This window comes from Phycisphaeraceae bacterium (assembly GCA_019636735.1).
In the GTDB taxonomy this organism is placed as follows: domain Bacteria; phylum Planctomycetota; class Phycisphaerae; order Phycisphaerales; family SM1A02; genus VGXK01.
Genome location: JAHBWY010000004.1, coordinates 279,316 through 297,532 on the forward strand (window position 1 = coordinate 279,316; position 18,217 = coordinate 297,532).

The window sequence follows — 18,217 nt, forward strand, 5'->3', positions numbered from 1 at the left end:
GTGACGGGCCTCAACCCTGCCGAGTCATGGTAGGTTCCCGCGACTGCCGATAGTACACGGGCGAGCGAAGGAACGCAGCGGCGCCGCCGCGGGTGCGGTTGGGCTGGACGCTCCGGTCGAATGGGACTGGGTCATGGCGGATACGAGCCTCATTGAAGTCAACCTTTCGAGCGTTGAGCACAACTTCGCGGTGATGCGCGACATGGTGGGCGAGGGATGCCTCCTCTGTCCCGTGGTGAAGGCCGACGCGTATGGCCTGGGCGCGGCGCGCCTGGCGAAGCGCATGGCTGCCGCCGGTGCCGACATGTTCGCCGTCTTCAGTCCGGAGCAGGCGGCAGCGCTCTCGGCGACGGCGGTGGGCAAGCCGGTGCTTGTCCTGATGCCAGTGCGAGATTGCTCTCGCTCGGACGAATTGTACCGAATGCTCGTCTCCGGCTCGCTGCACCTGACGGTGCATGATCTCCATCACTTGGATCAACTGCGGCGCATCGCGGAGAAGTTCGCGGCGGTCGTTCCCGTCCACCTCGAGGTGGACACGGGCATGAGCCGCGGCGGGTGCTCGCCGGACGAGGCCGCGCTCGTGCTGAAGCGCATCGCAGCGTGCCGATGGCTGCGATTGGCGGGAGTCTTCACGCACTTCAGCAATCCGCGCTGCGATCCACTGCGCACGCGGGCGCAGATGGATGCGTTCGATGCGCTCCTCGCCGCTCACTCCGCGTCGATTCCTTCCGAGTGCATCGTGCATGTCGCATCGAGCTACGCGGCGCTTCGACACCGCCGCTATCACCGGAGCATGGTCCGCTTCGGCCTGGCGTGGACGGGCCTTGCGCTCGACGGCATCGAAAGCGGCGAGGTGCTCTGGGAGAGCGAGCAGCTCCGCCCGATCGTCACCTGGCGGAGCCAGGTGAGCCAGATCAAGGTCGTTCCCGCCGGTGCTCCAGTGGGCTATGGCAGCCTGTGGAGGGCCGATCGAACCTCGCGCATCGGCCTGATTCCGGTGGGCTATGCCGACGGCTATCCAATCTGCCGCGAGGCTCGCGATCCGCGCGCCGTGCGTGTGCGAGCCCTCGGCCTCCGCGGCGCGATCGAGGGTTGGGCGCCGGTCGTGGGCGCCGTGAACATGGACCAGGTGGCTGTCGATCTCACGGAGATCGACGGGCTCGCCGAGCTGCCCGAGGGCGGCGTCGGCGCCGAGGTTGAGCTCATTTCACCCGATCGCGATGCGCCGAATCACCTGCCGCGCGTCGCCGCGGCCGCGGGGCTCATTCCATATGAGTTCCTCTGTCGACTCGGGCCGCGCATTCGGCGCCAGTACATCGCCGACACGGTGCCCGCCTCCAGCGTCTCTGCGGTGAGCGCCGTGCCGGCGCCACGAGCGGCCGTCCAGCGCTCACCGTGACGCGCATGGCCGTGTGCGCGGAGTGCATTGCACTCGACGATCGCTCGGCGCCACGACGGCCAGCGGCTGGTGCTGATTCGCACGCCGCGTCGGCAAGGAGCTCGGGCGTCCATGCTCCCGACTTCCTGTCTGCCTGATCACGACCTCGCGTGCGCTCGCGCTTCCCCGCATTCGAGCGTCGATGCTCCAAGCCGCTCGGCTGAGCGATCGCAGCGTCGCGTGCGCCGGCGTCGCCCTACCATCGAGCGTCGATGCGCCATGAGTCGATCGTGATTGTCGGCGGTGGAGTGGCCGGGCCGGTGCTGGCCGCGCTCCTGGCACGACGCGGCCACCCGACGATGCTGGTCGAGCGTCGCCGCACCGGTGAGACGAAGTGCTGCGGGTGCTGCCTCGCGCCTCGAGGTGTCCGCCTGCTTCACAGCTTGGGCATGGAGGCGGCGCTCCAACGGGCCGATGGGGCGTGGACCCGCCGATGGACCATGCGGGATCCCCACGGCGAAGTTCTTCTCTCGCAGTGCCTCGGCGCGGAACCGGGCATGGTGGTCGCGCGGGATCGCTTCGACCAGGCGCTGCGCGAGTTGGCGCGCAACTCCGGGGCCCGGTTGGTCGAGGGTTCCGGTGCGGTGGTGGCCCGCGATGGCGAAGTGCTCCTGCGGAGTGGTGCGGGCGAAGTCGTCGATCGCGTCAGAGCCTCGTGGATCATCGGCGCCGATGGCGTGGGCAGTGGCGTGGCACGCTCGGCGGGGCTCGGACCGACGCCCCGCGCCGAGACCGCAGGCGCGGCGAAGCGGATGCGCAGGCTCGGGTTTTCCTGGAGTCTTCCAGAGCAGGTGGCGGCGGCGATCGCGGTCGCGCCGGAAACGATCGACATTCATCTCGTGCAGGGCGGGTATCTCGGGCTTGTGCAGGGGGCGAGGCACCTGCACGCGGCGGCACTCGCTCCCTCCGGGCGCCCAATGTCGATGATCCGTCAGTGGGGTCGCCGATCGGGGCGACTCGCGCCGCTCTCATCCGGCGAAGAGAGAGAGGCGATGGCCTCAGCGCACTCAACGAACATGCACGCGACCGGGCCGCTGCCCTGGCGACCCCGAGCAACGGTGGGTGCGATCGCGGGCGTGCCGGTGGCGCTCGTCGGCGATGCCGCGGGATATGAACAGCCGTTCACCGGCGAGGGCATGACCTGGGCGCTCGACTCGGCGCGATTGCTCGCGAGGGCGATCGATCTGGAGCGTGACCTGCATGGAGCGCTGCAACGCTACGACCTCGACCATCGCCGCCACTTCGCATGGCGCAAGCGACGACTTCGCGCGCTCGCGGCGATCGGCCTTTGGGCCTCCGAGTCGCAGGGTTGGCGTCGCAGCATTCGGCTGGCGGGGCGCGTTCCGATGCTTACAGGCTCACTCGTGCGATCGGTGGTGGCGGCGTGACGATTCGTGAATTGACCGCTCCAGCCGTCACCCGCCGCGCTCACGCCGAGCCGGCACTGCCGCGAGCTGCCCCGAGACTGCTCGGCGTCGGGTCGACTCTCCCGGCGAGACGGGCCAGTCAATCGGAACTCTGCGAGGAGATCGGCTCGCTGCTCGAACTCAGCGGCGCCGAACTCGCGCGATGGCAGCGCATCTGCCGTGGCAGCGGCGTCGACTTCCGTCACGCGGTGGCGCCGCTCGCCCAGGTCATTCGCAGCTCGACCGCGGAGCGCATGAGGCTCTTTGACGCCTCAGCGCCGGAACTCGCGGCGGGCGCTGCGAGGCAGGCACTGGTCGACGCCGGGGTCGAAGCGCACGAGGTCACCGACCTGGTCGTCGTGACCTGCACGGGATTCTCGGCGCCGGGTGTGCCGCGGCGGCTCATCGATCTCCTTGCGCTCAGGCCCTCGGTGCGCAGCAGCCAGGTGGGGTTCATGGGCTGTTTCGGCGGCATCTGCGGTCTTCGCGCCGCGGCGGCGCATGCGTCGGCGGAGCGAGGCGCGGTGGTGCTCCTGGTCTCAGTCGAGCTCTGCTCGCTCCACCTTCGCGCCGATCGAGATCCGCAGAATCTCGTCGCGAGCGCCCTCTTCTCCGATGGAGCCGCCGCCGCTGTGATCGTCGATGGCGAGGTGTGCACCGGTGGCACGGCGGATCGTCGCCAAGGTCGCTCCGCGCCAGCGTCGCTCCTTCCCGGGCGCTCGCACACCGTGGCGGGCACCCTCGATGCGATGGGATGGACCATCACCGACATGGGATTTGCGATGACGCTGGCGCGCGAGGTCCCTGATCGACTGCGGGAGGTTCTCCCTGACCTTGTCGAGTCGGCCCGTGAGGTGCTCATTCATCCGGGCGGGCCTTCGATCATCGATGCGGCGGCCGACTCGCTGCGTCCCGAGCAACGCGGCGCGACCGAAGTCAGCCGCGCCATCCTGCGCGAGATGGGCAACATGAGCTCGGCGTCGATTCTCTTCGTCCTCGAGCGCTGGCGGCGGCAGGGGGGAGTGGCACCGGCGTCGCTGGTCGCCTTCGGGCCCGGATTGACCATCGATTCGGTCATGCTGGTCGATGGTCTGACGCACCCATAGGAACCGGATGTATCGTTCCCGATCCATGGCGTCTCTTTCCACCACTCCGTTCAGGCTCGGGGTCGTTCGATATCTGAACACGCTGCCGCTGATCCATGGGCTCGATCGTCTCCACGGACTTGAGCTGGTCCATGATGTCCCCGCGCGTCTGATTGAACGGCTCGCCGCCGACGAAGTCGAGATGGCGCTCTGCTCGACGATCGACCTGTCGGCGGCGTCGCCAAGCTTCGAAGTGGTCCCCGTGGGATGTCTTGCGTGCCATGGCGAGACGCTGACGGTCCGTCTCTTTGCGCGGCGGCCCCTCCACGAAGTGCGCACCCTGCACGCCGATGCGGAGAGTCACACCTCGGTTGCGCTCGCGCGGATCCTTCTTCGCGAACTGCACGGGATCTCGCCCGAGATCGTGCCGTGGCGAGATGGCGATGGCGCTCCAGAGTGGTCGACCGTGGGCGATGCGCTCCTGCTCATTGGTGACAAGGCTGTCTTGCGGGCACCGCCCGAGTCGCACTTTCCGGTGCGCATGGATCTTGGTGAAGCGTGGGCTGCGCTCACCGGGCTTCCCTTCGTCTTCGCCATCTGGATGACGCGGGATCAGCGAAGCGCTGAGCAGGCGCAGCGGCGTCAGACCGTCGCCGCCATCCTTGATCATCAGCGGCGCCACAACCGAACGCGCATCGACTGGATTGCCTCGCGTCACGCCGCGGCGCGGGGCTGGGACGAGGCGCTCGCCCGGCGCTACCTCGGTGAACTTCTCGACTTCGAGTTCACCGCACGGCATCAGCAGGGGCTCGAACGATTCCTCTCACTCGCCGCGCAGCATGGGGTGATTCCTTCGACGCCGAAGGTGCGTGTGGCGGCGGAGCGTGCCGAGGCGCGCGCCTTCACCTCGGGTTTGCTCGACAAGGCCAATGGGACGACGAGCGCGCATCCCGCGGGAGTGCACTGAACAGTGCCGCGGCGCCCGCGCTTCCGAACGGCGGCGCTTCGGGAGCTCTTCGAGGGTCTGCGCTATGCCCCCGACGAGACGCGGCGTCGCCAGATGGAGGCGGCGGAGGCGCTGGCATTCGACATCGAGCCGATCTCGCTTCTTGAGCGAGGCGAGATCGTCCGTCGCATCACGGGATTCCGGCCCGAGGCGCGCGACGACGAGCCATCGCTGGTGGGTCAGGCGGTGCTCGCCGATCTCACGACACTCATCGAGCGGCTCAGCGAGGATCTCGGGCTTCGCGCGTCCGATCGACCGGGTGGCGCGGTCACTCTCGTCGAAGCCGCCGAGCGACTCGGCGTCTCGCAGCGATCGCTCCTTCGCTGCCGTGAGGTGGGACTGCTGGTCCACTGGATCGACTTCGCCGAAGCGCCATCATTCGCGGGCGCGGCCCGTGCGGCCGGTGCGGGAGAGTCCGCGAGCGAGCACCGCCGAGTCGGCTGCTATGTCTCGCTCCTCGATCGCTTTCGTGAGAAACGACTTCACCTCGTCCCGAAGGCGCGGCCGCGCCGAGGCGCGCCCGACGCCGAGATGCGGCGCGAGATCCTGAAGGAGGCCGCTCGCCTCACGGAGCGCGAGCGGAGAGAAGGGCGAGCGCTCACGCTTCATCGTGCGACGGGCCTCGTGGCCGATGCGTGCGGTCGCGATCGTCTCTCGGTGCGCCGAGTCCTCGCCGAGAGCGACTTCGACTTCGCCAAAGCGCGAAAGCGCTCGCTCGATGAGACCCGACTGGCCTATCGCGCCTGGCGGCGCGGCGTCGATCCCGCACAGATCGCACGACGGCTGGGGCGCGATCACGCCGCGTGCTGGCGGGCGATCAACTCGGGGCGCCGGGCAGCCCTTCGATCGGCATCGATTCCGACGGCACCTGAACTGCCGCTCTTTACACATCCGCAGGCGGCCGAGGTGCTGCTTGCGCCGCGCGAAGTGCAGGGGGGCCTGCATGCGACGCCGGAGCCGAGGACCGCGCTTGAGTTTCTCGAGGCGCATGCGCCGGCCGCACTGCCGCCGAAATCGGGCGATCCGCAGGCATGCCGGCGTCTGGTGGCGATGCGCTTTCTCCTGTGGCGGGCTCGACGCTCGCTGATGTCGCTTCGGGGCTCGCCGACCGGTGGTGAGCTCGACGAGATCGAGACCGACCTTCGCAACGCCTGGCTGCTCCGCCGCACGCTGTTGGCTTTTGCCCTGCCGCTCGTTCTCGCCCGAGCCGAGGCGGCGCTGGGCGGTAGACTGCCGCAGCTTCCATCGCGCCAGCTTGTTCGCGCCATCAGCCGAAGTGTGCGTCTCACCGCCTCGGCCCTCGATTCAGCCGATGGCGTCGAAGCCGCGGAAGGACGACTGCGCGTTGCGCGGCATGCCGCGCTCATCATCGATCGGGATATGGCCGCCTCGCCGCCGCCTGCGCTTGATCGCCGAGCCGCAGCCGTGCACACGGGCATGGCCACGCCGCTTCCCGACATCGACCTCCTCGCGTCTCCGTGGGTCTTGCTCCTCCCTCATCGATTTCCGCCTGCAGGCTCGGCGGCCCCGTCACCTCTGATTGAGTGTCGCTTCGGTTGGACGGGACACCTTGCCCTCACGCTCGCAGAGCAAGCGAGGCAGGAGCGCCTCGCACCCTCGCTCCTTCAGCATCGACTCAGCGAAGCGTTGGCGCAACACCGCCGGGCGAATCTCGCCTGAACCACGGATGGGCGCCGAGGACGAAGGCGCCGATCAGCGCTTGCTGAACTGGAATCGACGACGAGCGCCAGCCTGGCCGTACTTCTTCCGCTCGACCTTGCGGGCGTCGCGGGTCAAGTAGCCATGCTCGCGCAGGGTTGGCTCGAGACTCGAGTCGAAGTTGGTGAGCGCTCGACCGAGGGCGAGGATCACCGCACCGGCCTGTCCCGTAAAGCCGCCACCGGTGGTGGTGGCCTTGATCTCGACCTTCGAACGGGTCCCCGTCTTGTCGAGCACCGCGAGGATGGCCTTGCGATCGCGCTCTTCGACGAAGAACTCTTCGAGGGGACGACCATTGATCGTGAAGTCACCACTGCCACCGGCCCGCAGACGAAGTCGGGCGATCGCCGTCTTGCGGCGTCCCGTGGCCCACCACCAGCCGCGCGGATCCGGGCCGACGGCGGGGGTTTCATTTGCGGTGGTGAAGGTCGTCATGGTCGGTGATCGTTCAGTCGCGGGATGAATTGGAGCGGCGGGGCTTCACACCTCGCCGACGAGTGAATGCGGTCTCAGCGCTTCGACGCGGAGGTCTCAAGCGGAATCGGCTGCTGGGCCGTCTGCTCATGCTGCTCGCCCGCGTAGACGCGGAGCTTGCGAGCGATCTTGCGTCCGAGGCGCCCACGCGGCAGCATGCGAACGATGGCCGCCGTCACGAGGCGCTCGGGGTTCTTCTCGAGAAGGTCGCCGTAAGTGTGCACCTTGAGGCCACCCGGGTAGCCCGACCAGCGACGGAGCGTCTTCTGCTCGGCCTTCCGACCGGTCAGGACGACCTTGGCGGCATTGGTGATGATGACCGCATCACCGGTGTCGACATTGGGTGTGTACTCGGGGCGATGCTTGCCCATGAGCACGGTCGCAACTTCGGTGGCGAGACGGCCAAGGACCTGACCTGAAGCGTCGACATGACGCCACGAGGTCTTGACCTGTCCGGGCTGGGCATGGAAAGTCTGGCGGGGCATGGGGGAATCGGGCAGGATAGGGAAATGGCCGATTCTGTCAAGGGGATGAAGTCCTCATCCGGTCGCTACCCTGCGGTCCGCATGGAGACGAGTGACCCTGACACTGGCCGATGGCCCGCCGCAAGGCCCGGGCTGACCGCCCTTGCGGTCGTGCTGACTCTGCTTGTTTCGGTGGCCATGGCGGTATTGGCCCACCTCGATCGGGCTGCCTCCGAGGGCGACGGGGGCCCTGCGATCGGCATCGTCGATCCCCAGGCCGCCATGATGGCTCGGCTCCTCTCGGCAGGCCTCGACAATCGCCAGATCTGGGATGGCATCGCCAGGGGGCTTCCCGAGCAGACCGAGGTCTGGCTTGAAGGCCCTGTGGCCATGCGACTCGCCCGCGCCATCCTGATGTCCCTTGATGACCGGCCGGATCTTGCGGTCTCGGCCTTCGCGAGCGCAGTTGAGGCGAGTTCGAAACTGACGACGCCTGGTGACGCGGCCCCTCTCTTCCGTGTCACGGCCGCCGTTCTCCGAGCCGGGGCCCACGAAGAGAACCGTGGTCCGCGCGAGATCGGCACGCACCCGGAGGAGGGAACGGAGAGCGCCGAGCGTGCGAACGCAGGGCTTCCTGCGCCAGTGCTCGCCGATTGGGCCGATCCCAGCGACGACGACTTCACTGTGGCGGCACGCCACCTCGGTCCGGTGCTTGACCTCGCGCGTGTGAAGGCGCTTCACGAGGGAGCGCTGCGCCCGGCGCTCGAGCGTCGCGGCCTGATCACGCTGGTCGGCATCGCCGTGTTCATGGGATGGGGATGTGTCGTCATCCTGGGTGGCTTTGCGGCGCTTCTCACTCTGGGCATTCTCGCCGTGCTTGGCAAGGTTCGAAGCGGTCTGGGCGCGCCGCGCCAGGAGAGCACGGTGTTGCTCGAGGTCTTCGCCGTCTATCTGGGAGTCACGCTTGCCGCGCTTCTGCTCGGAGTGCTCGCGGCGTTCCTGACGAAGAGTGGTGAGAGTGACTCGACGGCTCTGGCGTTCGCCTTTGCCGCGGCGCTGGGAGGACAGGTGATCTCGACGGTCGCCGCGTGCGGATGGTGGTTCGTGCGCGGCGGTTCGTGGCGCTCGCTTCGGGACGCGCTTGGCCTGACTTGGAACTCGGGCGTGTGGCGCCTTCTGGGGTGCGGTGCGGTGTCGTATGCCCTTGGAACAATCCTGCTCCTTGGCGGATTTGCCGTCGCTCGCCTCATCGCATGGCTGATCGGCGATTCGGGTGTGGGCAGTCCTTCGCACCCCGCCACCGAACTCGCGGCCCATGGCGGCGCGGGCGGGCTGTTTCTCCTCTTCTTTGTCGGCGCGGTCATGGCGCCCGTGGTCGAAGAGATCTTCTTCCGAGGCGCGCTGTATCGCGGACTTCGCGATCGGCTCGGCGTCGGTCGTGCGGCCGTGGTGTGCGGCGCCATCGGTGCGACGGTGGTTTCGAGCTTCCTCTTCGCGGCCATTCATCCGCAGGGGCTGATCTTCGCGCCGGTCCTCGCGGGGATCGGTGCCGGGTACTGCATCACGCGCGAGTGGACCGGGAGCGTCATCCCGGGCATGATCGGGCACGCCCTCAACAACGGCTTGATTCTGCTGTTGTCGGTGGTGCTGCTGCGGTGAGTGCGGCGCCCGATCGCTCCCGGGTCGATGTCGTCAGCGCGACAACGCGCGATGGAGAGCGGTCCACATGGCTCGATTCCCGGGCCATCGCTCACGCGCTCGGCTACTGGAGTTCGACCGTCCAGTACGCCTCGTCAAGGAACGCCTTCCAGCTCTGGTATCGAGGACTTCCAAGCCGGATAGTGATGGCTGGATTGCGCCGCGGGCGTATCGGTGCTCGGATCAGCGTCATGCCCGCCTGCTGGGGTGTGCGGCCACCCTTGCGGGCGTTGCACTTGACGCAAGCGCAGACGAGGTTGGCCCAGGTGTTCTCACCGCCCTGCACGCGCGGACGGACATGGTCGAGGGTGAGCTCGCGCGTTGAGAAGTGCTTGCCGCAGTACTGGCAGCGATTCCCGTCGCGCGCGTAGATGTTGCGCCGATTGAGCTTCACGGCTTCGCGCGGGATCCGGTCGTAGCCCAGCAGCCTGATGATCTTCGGCACGGCGATGACCACGCGGGTGGTGAAGACCCAGTCGTGCTCGTCGATCTCATAGGCGCGCTGGAACTCCGCGGCATCCTGCCACGAGTCGAAGCTGTAGTTGACATAGTTCCCACCCTCGACCGCGATCACCTCCGCGACGCCCTTCAGCAGCATGTTGAAGGCGCGGCGGGCTTCGATGACCCTGATGGCGTTGTAGAGCCGATTGAGGACCAGAACTCTGGCGTCGAGCGCAGAAGCGACCGGCGTCATCCTGACAGGCACCTCCGTGTCCCAATCCTCTGGGACGCGGAGAGTCTAGCCGCGATATCGGTCATGGGAAGCGCCAGTGTCGGCATCGTGTTGGGATCGCGCGTTCTCGGCGCTGGGGTGTCGCTCAAGGCGCGCCGCCGAGAACTTAGAGAATCCTTGATCCGCGGGGCGCGATCGGTACGATCCTCCGTTCGGGAAGAGTGCTGTCGAAAGACGGCTTGCGAGTTGGCTGGGGGAGTGCAGGTTTTCTGTTCGGGCTTGTTGTCCAGCCCGCCTGGCTCCTTTCGGTGCCTCGCAATGTTCATCAGAAGGGAAGAGAGAGAAACCTCATGAGTCGCCTTTGCTCCAAGGTTGTTTCGGCGCTGGCGGTGGCCTGCGCCATGACGATGTCTGCGTCGGCCAATGTGCTGTATGACTGGAATCTGGTCGTTCTCGGCAATCTCTCGAGCACTTCGGAGGTTGGCGGTCGTGCGTTCATCGGAGGCAATCTCGGTGGCTCCGCATCGAACTGGGCGTACCAGTTGAATCCGGCGGTCAACTGGCTGGGCATCGACACCCTCGTCGTCGGCGGCAACATCACCGCGTCGAACCTCAACATCCAGGCGGGGAATCTGCGGCTCGGTGGGAGCTCGTCGGCGAACCTGAACTTCAATGGCGGTGGATCGCTCATCCTCGACCCGACCGTCTCCAGTCAGATTCCCGGGATCGCCGCTCAGCTCACCGCGACTTCGTCGGCGCTCGCGGCCTTGACGACGAACAGCACCGTGGTCACGCCCGGAGGCCAGCCCGGCGCTGCCGTCTTCAACGCCAATCCGGTCAACGGCGTTGCCGTCTTCAGTGTGGCGGCCTCGTCACTTTTCTCGAATGGCCTGGTGCAGCAGATCGAGCTGAACGCCAACGGTGCTTCGTCGATCGTCGTGAATGTGACCGGTCAGAATGTCCTCTACAACAGCGGCAACTTCGTCGGCGCGTTCACCTCGAACTTCGCGCGGGCGAATGTCATCTGGAACTTCGTCGACGCGACGGACATCAATCTCCAGCGGGGCTTCAATGGCGCCATTCTGGCGCCCAACGCCCACCTCACGAACATCAATGACATCGACGGGTCGGTCTTCGTCGGGTCGTTCAGTCAGTTCGGCGAAGTTCACCTTCCGAACTACACCGGCGTCATTCCCGCTCCCGGAGCGGCCCTGCTTCTGACGGCGGCGGGCGTGCTCGCCGGTCGGCGCCGGCGCGCCGCGTAAGGCGGTGGTGCGATGGATCATCGTCGTCGCGCTCTGGTGAGTTCGGCGTCGAAACGGTTTCCCGGCGGAGGGGAGAAGTGCGGGTCGGGCAAGTTGTGCGCCCGACCCGCAGCCCCGGGCCGAATGGCTTCGGCCAATTCGTCAATCGCGGGGCACCACCCCCTGGACGGGTGCACCACTCGGGGCGGGGCGCAGCGCACGGCGGGGTCAGTGTCAGCCCGAAGTGAAGGTCAGCGCTCCGCGGAGGCTCCCGCTGCGACATCCGCAACGACTCGCGCGCCGGCGGCACGCGCGGCAGTTGGCGCATGGCGGCACTCGAGGTGGCTGGCGCCATGACGCGCCTTCATGGGTCGTCTTCTACGATGCAGTCATGTGCACGCGTTCTTCGAGAGCCGACGCTCGAGGCAGAGGTCTGCACGGCCTCCCGCTCCACGCCTTCGTGACCCTCCTGCTCACTTCACACGCCGTCGGCATCGCCGCAGCAAGTTCGGTCGCGGCCGGGTCGGAGCAGGTGTTGCCCGCGGGTGGGGCCGGAACCGCCGCAGGGGGCGACTGGCTGGACCTCAACTCGCTCGAACACTGGGTCGTCGTCAACGGCACATCAACCACATGGCGGCAGGAGGGAGACGAACTCATCTCCACGGGCGTGCCCTATGGCATGCTGCGCACTCGCCGCCCCTTCACCAACTTCATTCTCGAGTTGGAGTGGAAGCACATTGACCCTCGCGGCAATGCGGGGATCTTCATCTGGGGTGATCCAATTCCCGCGAAGGGGGTCCCCTTCCCGCGATCGATCGAAGTGCAGGTGATGCTGACCGACGATGTACACGATGAGCAGGGGCGCCTGCTCTACACAGGGCAGGGGGACATCTTCTCGATTCACGGTGCCCGATGCACACCCGTCAATCCGCATCCGGCAGGGTGGCAGCGTGCGCTTCCAGCGGCGCGCCACACGAAGGGCGCTGGGGAGTGGAATCACTATCGCATCGAGGCGCGCGACGGCACCATCACGCTCTCGGTGAACGGACACCAGGTCTCCGAAGTCCGTGATGGCAACCCGCGAAGCGGCTTCCTCTCGCTCGAACCCGAGGGCAGCGAGATCCGCTTCCGCAACATCCGACTCAAGGAGTTGCCGGTCGGAGAAAGCAGCGAGGAAGGTTCACCGAGTCTTGCCATGCGTGGGGGTGACGGGTGGAAGACACTCTTCGGCGCCGACCTCGCACCCTGGAAGCTCGACACCGAACTCGCGAAACACTGGAGCGTCCACGGCACCACGCTGCGCTTCGACGGGCGAGGTGGCGACCTCTGGACGCGAGAGAGTTTCGGTGACTTCGACCTCGTGGTGGACTGGCGCTGGACGAAGGAGCACCAGGGACTCATGCACCGCCCAGTCATCCTCCCCGACGGGAGCGAGGCAACACACGAGGATGGTTCGGTGAAGACCGTGGAGGTTGAGGAGAGGGACAGCGGCATCTTCCTGCGCGGCTCCACGAAGGCGCAGGTCAACATGTGGATGTGGCCGGTCGGCAGCGGGGAGATCTACGGCTATCGAGTCGATCCGGCGTCATCTGCAGAGCTTCGTGCGGCGTGCACGCCGAACCACCCGGCGGATGCTCCAGTGGGACAGTGGAATCGCTTTGAGATTTCCGTCCGCGGATCGAGCGTCACCGTGCACCTCAACGGCACGCTGGTGATTGACGGCGCGGAACTACCCGGACTGCCGCCGCGCGGACCCATCGGACTTCAAAGCCACGGTTCGCCGGTCGAGTTCATGAACATCTTCGTCAGGCCGTATCCGTGAGACGCTGCGCTGCGTGCTCCGCCAGAGTGAGGTCACGACGGCGGAGTGCACCGTGAGAAGCGAGCGGCGCTCGGTGGCCCATGTCGGTGACCGAGACAAGGAACCGGGTCTCGACGCTCGCGGCGTCAGGCAGTAGCTCCGCCCGAAGTCGCCCGCGCCACCGTTGCAGGCCGCGGACGGGGGCGCCCATGGTCGTCGATCAGAACGCTCCGACCGCTTCGCGCAGCGGCTTGCCGAGCTTCTCGCGCTTCGCCGCGACGAAGGTCGCGTGGTGAGGCACATGCTCGGTCATCGTGCGGACGAGCTTCTCGATGGTCACGATGCCGCGCTCGCTGTGAATACCCTCGCGGGTCCACGCGTTGGCGGGAAGCGCTCGCAGGAATGCGGCAACCCACCGGCGATGCAGCTCGAAGATCGAGGCCACCACCTTCAGGTCGCCCGCCTGAAGCGCGGCATTCGCCGACCACAGCGTTTCGTCATAGCCCATGATGAGCGGCTTCTTCTCTGCCGCGAGCTTGCGCATGCGGTGACCGTAGGCAAGATCGCTGTCCAACATGTGAATGACAAGTTCGCGCATGCTCCATGTCCCGGCGATGGGATGCGCATCGAGATCGGCGGCCGAGAGACCGTCGATCCACGCATGAAGCGAGCCAGCCTGGGATTCGTAGCGGTCGATGATTGCAGTGCTCATGGGACGGAGCGTACGCTCGACACCCTGCGTGGGTTCGGTTGATGTCGGAGGTGGCGCTCTGTCCGGCGTGCCTTCAGCCTTTTCAAGGGGCCAAGGTCATGGGGCACGGCAGCTTCGATGAACGGCGGACTCGAATCAGGGAGATGGTCGAGGCCGCGATCAAACTCCCGCACGCGGAGCGAGTGGCCGCGATCATCAGGGAGTGTCAAGAGGACCAGGCTCTTGCCGCAGAGGCGCTGGCCATGCTGCGCGCTTCTGAGTCAGCGGAGGCGACCGCCGTGCCACCCTCGGAGCCCCAGGAGTCGGCACCCACGATCTCCGTGTTCCGAGGCGCGGCGGCCAGTTCGCATCCCCAGCCGAGAGGCGACTCCGCGCCGCGCGAACCTCGATCCGACGGTGGTGCAGCGGAAGCGGCTGCGCCGAAGCAAGGTGGCGGCGCCGGAGCGGCGACAGATGCGCCGTCGTCCATGCCCAGCATCGGTCCGTATCAGATCACTCGGCGGCTCGGCGAGGGCGGCTTCGGCGAAGTCTTTCTGGCCGAGCAGAGCGTGCCGATTCGTCGGCGCGTCGCGCTCAAGCTCCTCAAACCCGGCATGGACAGTCAGGCGATCGTGGGGAGATTCGAGGCGGAGCGGCAAGCGTTGGCGATGATGGATCACCCGCACATCGCCCGCGTGCTCGATGCGGGCACCACCGAGCAAGGTCAACCGTACTTCGTGATGGAGTTCGTCGAGGGAGTACCGATCACCACCTACGCCGAGCACCGCTCCTTGGGCATTCGCGAGCGCCTGGAGCTCTTCCAGCAGGTCTGTTCGGCGATCGAGCACGCGCACGCCAAGGGGGTCATTCACCGCGACATCAAGCCAAGCAATGTGATCGCGAGCACCGTGGACGATCGACCCTTTGTGAAGGTGATCGACTTCGGCATTGCCAAGGCGGTGGGAGGGGCTCTCACGGATCGCCCGACCATGACGGAGGAGTTCCAGGTGATCGGAACGCCCTCCTACATGAGCCCCGAGCAGGCGCGTGGTTCTCTGGACATCGATACGCGCACCGATGTCTACGCGCTGGGCATTCTGCTCTACGAGCTGCTCACCGGCACCACGCCGATTGATCGCAAGCGATTGAAGTCGGCCGCGTGGATGGAGATGCTCCGGATCATCATCGAGGAGGAGCCGCCTCCGCCCTCGTCGAGAATTTCGCAGACAACGGTCTCCGGATCGGCCTCGTCGTCGGTGCCCATGCCGGTTCCGCGGCTCGTCGCAGCGGTTCGAGGCGATCTCGACTGGATCGTCATGAAGGCCATCGAGAAGACGCCGCAGCGCCGGTACCGCTCCGCCGCGGAACTCGCCGAGGACATTGCTCGATCACTGCGCGGCGATCCGATCATGGCTGCTCCGCCGAGTGCGGCATACCGCGCGAGGAAGTTCGTGCGTCGGCATCGATGGCCGGTCGCCGCCGCCACCGCCGTGCTTGCTTCGCTGCTTCTTGGGCTCGTGGGAACGAGCGTCGGGTTCTACAAGTTCGCGAAGCAGGCGGAGTTGGAGCGGGTTGCACGCAGGGATGCCGACGCCGCGAAGGTGCTGGCCGAGCAGGAAGCGAAGCGTGCGACCGAGGCGCTTGCGGCAGCGGAGGCTGCACGCGCCGCGGCGGTCGAGGCGAGTGATCTCGTCGTGCGCAACGATGCGATCTCCCGCGTGCAGACCGCGGCCCTCTCCGCGGATCTCCTCGACTTCGCCACCGTTCGAGCGCAACTCGACGGGGTTCCTGAAGAGATGCGTGGCTGGGAGTGGCGGTGGATCGATGCACGATGCAATGAGAGCGACTTGACGCTCATCGAAGGTGTCGATGGACTCATGACCAACGCAGTCACGAGCACGGCGATCCAACTGACCCCGGAAGGCCGGCGGTTGCTCATCTGCCCGATTGGTGCGGCTCCGATCCTCATCGACCCCTTCAGTCGGCAGGTTGTGGCCAAGCTTGAGCAGGAGGGTGATGGCAAGGCCGCCGAGGCGCGGGGGCCTGGAGTCCGGTTGATCCAAGGCACGCTGATGAAGAGTCCGAGCGCCGTTCAGAGCGCCGAGTTCTCATCCGATGGCAGGCTGGTTCTCACCGGCGCTCTGGCCACGGGTGTCCGGATCTGGAATGCCGATTCAGGGGCGTTCGTTCGAGCCTTGGGAGGTCCGCTCTTCGTGGCGCTCTCCGCCACCTTCTCCCCCAATGGTGACTTGGTGGCCGCCGTCGAGGTGGACGCTGGAGGCGGGCAGAGCAAGGTCAAGGTGTGGCCGACGACGGGAGGCGAGCATCTCTGCGAAATCGATTGCGGAGCCAACATCTCCCTGATCGCGTTCTCACCCGACGGCGGCGCCCTCGTGACGGCCAATTGGGACGGGCTTGTCGCGGCGTGGAACCCATCGACCGGCGAGAAGATCGCTGAGCGCCGGGGACCCAAGGCGATCTTCAACCGCATTGAGTTCATCGAAGGGTTGAACTCCTTCGTTGTGTCCGCACTGAACGGAACAATCGTCGGCATGCGGGGCGATCAGGCGCCCAGCGTCTTCCGGCTCTCGGCGCAGGACCTGGTGGGCAGCGTGGCTCTCAGTCCGAGCCGCGACCTGCTTGTTGCCCAAACCGTCCGAGGAACCGTCGTCGCGTGGAACCCCGACACAACCGAGAGGCTTCTTGACTTGGAGGTGACGGGAGATGCGCTGCGGGCCACAGCGCTCCTCTTCTCGCCGCAAGGATCGCAGCTCTTCATTGGCACCGAGTGCGGAGCAATCGAGATCCTGGACATGCACTCAGGAGGCCGAATCGGTCATCTCTACGGCCACACGGCGCCGGTGTTCGCCTTGCGATGGATGCACGACGGGCGGCTGCTCAGTGCGTCTCGGGACGGCTCGGTGCGCCTATGGGATCTTCGCGTGCTCGATCGCGTCGATGAGTTCCGTGGCACCGTCGGGTTCCGCATGCCAACCGAGGGACCCGACGGCATCACCATGATTGTGCCGCTTCGCTCGGCCGCAACCAAGGTCGGCGCCATCGAACCTCCGCCCAGCTCGCTGGGATCGCTCGCGCGATCGAGGGAGACCACTGCGGCGAGGGCGCCTCTCACGGTCGCGCGAATCTTTGATGGCGCGCCGGTCGCGTACCTGGAGAACCATGGGCGAGTCACGCTCAACGCACGGTTCGTGGATGGTGGGGCGCTCATCGCCGGTAGGAACGGATCGGATCAAGCGCTGCTCTGGAGCGACTCCGGGAGCCTTCGAGAAGTGTTGGCGAATTCGGCTGAAGGTGTCGCCGCCGTGAGTGGAAGCACGGCGAGCAGCCTGCTCCTCTTGCGGAGCGCAAGCGGTGAGGTCAGCGTCTGGAACGCCACTTCGGGATCACGGCTTCACGATCTGCGGATGCAGGATCTCAAGTGGACAGACGCCAACTTTGGCGAAGATGGATCCACCGCCGTCACGGTGACCGCGGATGGGGTGGCCGTCGTCTGGAACGCGGTCAGCGCCACGGCCGTGGCAACGATTCGGCCCGCGGCCAGGATCGCGTCTCCTCGAACATCCCTTTCCAAGAGCGGCCAGCACATCGCGGTGTGGGGTCCAGGGAGTTCAGAGGTTCTTGTGAACGATGCTCGAACCGGGCAGGCGATCGGATCGATCGACCTTGGGAGCAGCAATCGAGTCACTCAGTTCCTCGATGGATTGCCAGTCATCTTCGACGAGGCCCGAGATCGCGTGCTCGTTGGCACCAGCGACGGCAGCATCCTTGTCTGGGCCATGGAGAGTCGTGAGATCGTCGCGGTGCTCGGTCCCGACACGAGTGAGATCATGAGTCTCGCGCTCTCACCAGATGGGACACGGCTCCTCTCCGTGGCCAGAAGAGGCCCGATGCGGCTCTGGTGCCCGGAGCATCTCTCGCACCTGCTGGCCATACCGATCGAAGCCAACATGCTGTACAACGCCGTGTTCACCGCCGATGGGTCGCGGATCATGTTGAAGAAGGACCTCGGCTTCCTGGTCTACGACTCGGTGCCGGCATCGGAGCGGCTTCTGGAACTGGCGCTAGTTCCCGCGATAGACGCAGCGGGTGGTGCAGGTCTCCTCGACGATGATCTCGCAGAGGAGCGGGAGTGAAGGCTTCAACCGCTCCCAGATCCACACCGCGATCATCTCGCTCGTTGGGTTCTCGAGGCCGGGGATCTCATTGAGGCAGCGATGATCGAGGGCGGCCTCGACCGGCTCGGTGGCGCGCTTGATGTCGCCATAGTCCACGAGAAAGCCGCGCTCAATCGGCAGGTCCCCCTCGACCACCACCTCCACATGGAAGGAGTGGCCATGGAGACGACGGCACTTGTGCCCATCGGGAAAGGTGGGCAGCCAGTGCGCCGCCTCGAAGGAGAATCGCTTGCTCAATCGAACGCGCATGAGCCTCCGATAGCCGATCACCGAGCCGGTGCCGTATCCGCGGGGGGCGCCGGCGGCGGCGCCATGGCCCTCG

At 66.6% G+C, this 18,217-nt stretch carries 15 protein-coding genes; 9 read left to right on the plus strand and 6 right to left on the minus strand.

All coding sequences use genetic code 11. The features are described 5' to 3' along the window. The first annotated feature begins 133 nt into the window (after nt 1–133). The 5 genes from alr to KF724_07240 all read left to right on the plus strand — a co-directional run bounded on the left by alr (nt 134) and on the right by KF724_07240 (nt 6,615). Entirely contained in the window at nt 134–1,399 is a 1,266-nt protein-coding gene (alr, locus tag KF724_07220) for an alanine racemase (protein MBX3355474.1), read from the plus strand. Nucleotides 1,400–1,650: 251 nt separating this feature from the next. Then, complete coding sequence (locus KF724_07225) at nt 1,651–2,826, plus strand: NAD(P)/FAD-dependent oxidoreductase (GenBank protein ID MBX3355475.1); 1,176 nt, start codon at nt 1,651–1,653, stop codon at nt 2,824–2,826. An 11-nt stretch (nt 2,827–2,837) separates the two neighbouring features. Further along, a complete protein-coding gene (locus KF724_07230) occupies nt 2,838–3,950 on the plus strand; it encodes a type III polyketide synthase (protein MBX3355476.1) in 1,113 nt (370 codons plus the stop codon). Nucleotides 3,951–3,975: 25 nt separating this feature from the next. Beyond that, nucleotides 3,976–4,896, plus strand: coding sequence for a menaquinone biosynthesis protein (locus KF724_07235; GenBank protein ID MBX3355477.1), 921 nt, complete (start codon nt 3,976–3,978; stop codon nt 4,894–4,896). 3 nt (nt 4,897–4,899) lie between these two features. Continuing rightward, entirely contained in the window at nt 4,900–6,615 is a 1,716-nt protein-coding gene (locus KF724_07240) for a hypothetical protein (GenBank protein ID MBX3355478.1), read from the plus strand. A gap of 33 nt (nt 6,616–6,648) precedes the next feature. On the opposite strand, the gene rpsI is transcribed toward KF724_07240, so the two are convergent. After that, a complete protein-coding gene (gene rpsI / locus KF724_07245; protein ID MBX3355479.1) occupies nt 6,649–7,089 on the minus strand; it encodes a 30S ribosomal protein S9 in 441 nt (146 codons plus the stop codon). A gap of 74 nt (nt 7,090–7,163) precedes the next feature. Next, complete coding sequence (rplM, locus tag KF724_07250) at nt 7,164–7,613, minus strand: 50S ribosomal protein L13 (protein MBX3355480.1); 450 nt, start codon at nt 7,611–7,613, stop codon at nt 7,164–7,166. A 24-nt stretch (nt 7,614–7,637) separates the two neighbouring features. Here rplM and KF724_07255 point away from each other — a divergent pair, with 24 nt between their 5' ends. Beyond that, a complete protein-coding gene (locus KF724_07255; GenBank protein ID MBX3355481.1) occupies nt 7,638–9,251 on the plus strand; it encodes a CPBP family intramembrane metalloprotease in 1,614 nt (537 codons plus the stop codon). A 103-nt stretch (nt 9,252–9,354) separates the two neighbouring features. Here KF724_07255 and KF724_07260 read toward each other — a convergent pair whose 3' ends face one another. Further along, nucleotides 9,355–9,984 (minus strand): HNH endonuclease, encoded by a 630-nt coding sequence (locus KF724_07260; GenBank protein ID MBX3355482.1) that lies wholly within the window; start codon nt 9,982–9,984, stop codon nt 9,355–9,357. A gap of 329 nt (nt 9,985–10,313) precedes the next feature. On the opposite strand from KF724_07260, the gene KF724_07265 reads away from it, so the two are divergent. After that, complete coding sequence (locus KF724_07265; GenBank protein MBX3355483.1) at nt 10,314–11,228, plus strand: choice-of-anchor A family protein; 915 nt, start codon at nt 10,314–10,316, stop codon at nt 11,226–11,228. Between the two features lie 370 nt (nt 11,229–11,598). Then, the gene (locus KF724_07270; GenBank protein MBX3355484.1) at nt 11,599–13,029 is read left to right on the plus strand and encodes a DUF1080 domain-containing protein; all 1,431 of its coding nucleotides are present in this window, start codon (nt 11,599–11,601) and stop codon (nt 13,027–13,029) included. Here KF724_07270 and KF724_07275 read toward each other — a convergent pair. Further along, nucleotides 13,013–13,219 (minus strand): hypothetical protein, encoded by a 207-nt coding sequence (locus tag KF724_07275; protein MBX3355485.1) that lies wholly within the window; start codon nt 13,217–13,219, stop codon nt 13,013–13,015. The two genes, KF724_07270 and KF724_07275, sit on opposite strands and share 17 nt — an antisense overlap. Nucleotides 13,220–13,228: 9 nt before the next feature. Then, a complete protein-coding gene (locus KF724_07280) occupies nt 13,229–13,720 on the minus strand; it encodes a DinB family protein (GenBank protein MBX3355486.1) in 492 nt (163 codons plus the stop codon). A gap of 143 nt (nt 13,721–13,863) precedes the next feature. On the opposite strand from KF724_07280, the gene KF724_07285 reads away from it, so the two are divergent. After that, on the plus strand, nt 13,864–17,853 hold the full coding sequence (locus KF724_07285) for a protein kinase (protein MBX3355487.1): 3,990 nt from the start codon (nt 13,864–13,866) through the stop codon (nt 17,851–17,853). Here the strand turns inward: KF724_07285 and queD are convergent. Beyond that, a complete protein-coding gene (gene queD / locus KF724_07290) occupies nt 17,782–18,144 on the minus strand; it encodes a 6-carboxytetrahydropterin synthase QueD (protein ID MBX3355488.1) in 363 nt (120 codons plus the stop codon). The two genes, KF724_07285 and queD, sit on opposite strands and share 72 nt — an antisense overlap. Between the last annotated feature and the right edge of the window lie 73 nt (nt 18,145–18,217).

Bases quoted from the DNA above. Each gene is read 5' to 3' on its own strand.
- rplM (MBX3355480.1), bottom strand. From the start codon at position 7,613: ATGCCCCGCCAGACTTTCCATGCCCAGCCCGGACAGGTCAAGACCTCG.
- queD (MBX3355488.1), bottom strand. From the start codon at position 18,144: ATGCGCGTTCGATTGAGCAAGCGATTCTCCTTCGAGGCGGCGCACTGG.
- KF724_07260 (MBX3355482.1), bottom strand. From the start codon at position 9,984: ATGACGCCGGTCGCTTCTGCGCTCGACGCCAGAGTTCTGGTCCTCAAT.
- KF724_07270 (MBX3355484.1), top strand. From the start codon at position 11,599: ATGTGCACGCGTTCTTCGAGAGCCGACGCTCGAGGCAGAGGTCTGCAC.
- alr (MBX3355474.1), top strand. From the start codon at position 134: ATGGCGGATACGAGCCTCATTGAAGTCAACCTTTCGAGCGTTGAGCAC.
- KF724_07255 (MBX3355481.1), top strand. From the start codon at position 7,638: ATGGCCGATTCTGTCAAGGGGATGAAGTCCTCATCCGGTCGCTACCCT.
- KF724_07280 (MBX3355486.1), bottom strand. From the start codon at position 13,720: ATGAGCACTGCAATCATCGACCGCTACGAATCCCAGGCTGGCTCGCTT.
- KF724_07265 (MBX3355483.1), top strand. From the start codon at position 10,314: ATGAGTCGCCTTTGCTCCAAGGTTGTTTCGGCGCTGGCGGTGGCCTGC.
- KF724_07235 (MBX3355477.1), top strand. From the start codon at position 3,976: ATGGCGTCTCTTTCCACCACTCCGTTCAGGCTCGGGGTCGTTCGATAT.
- KF724_07275 (MBX3355485.1), bottom strand. From the start codon at position 13,219: ATGGGCGCCCCCGTCCGCGGCCTGCAACGGTGGCGCGGGCGACTTCGG.
- KF724_07285 (MBX3355487.1), top strand. From the start codon at position 13,864: ATGGTCGAGGCCGCGATCAAACTCCCGCACGCGGAGCGAGTGGCCGCG.
- KF724_07225 (MBX3355475.1), top strand. From the start codon at position 1,651: ATGCGCCATGAGTCGATCGTGATTGTCGGCGGTGGAGTGGCCGGGCCG.
- rpsI (MBX3355479.1), bottom strand. From the start codon at position 7,089: ATGACGACCTTCACCACCGCAAATGAAACCCCCGCCGTCGGCCCGGAT.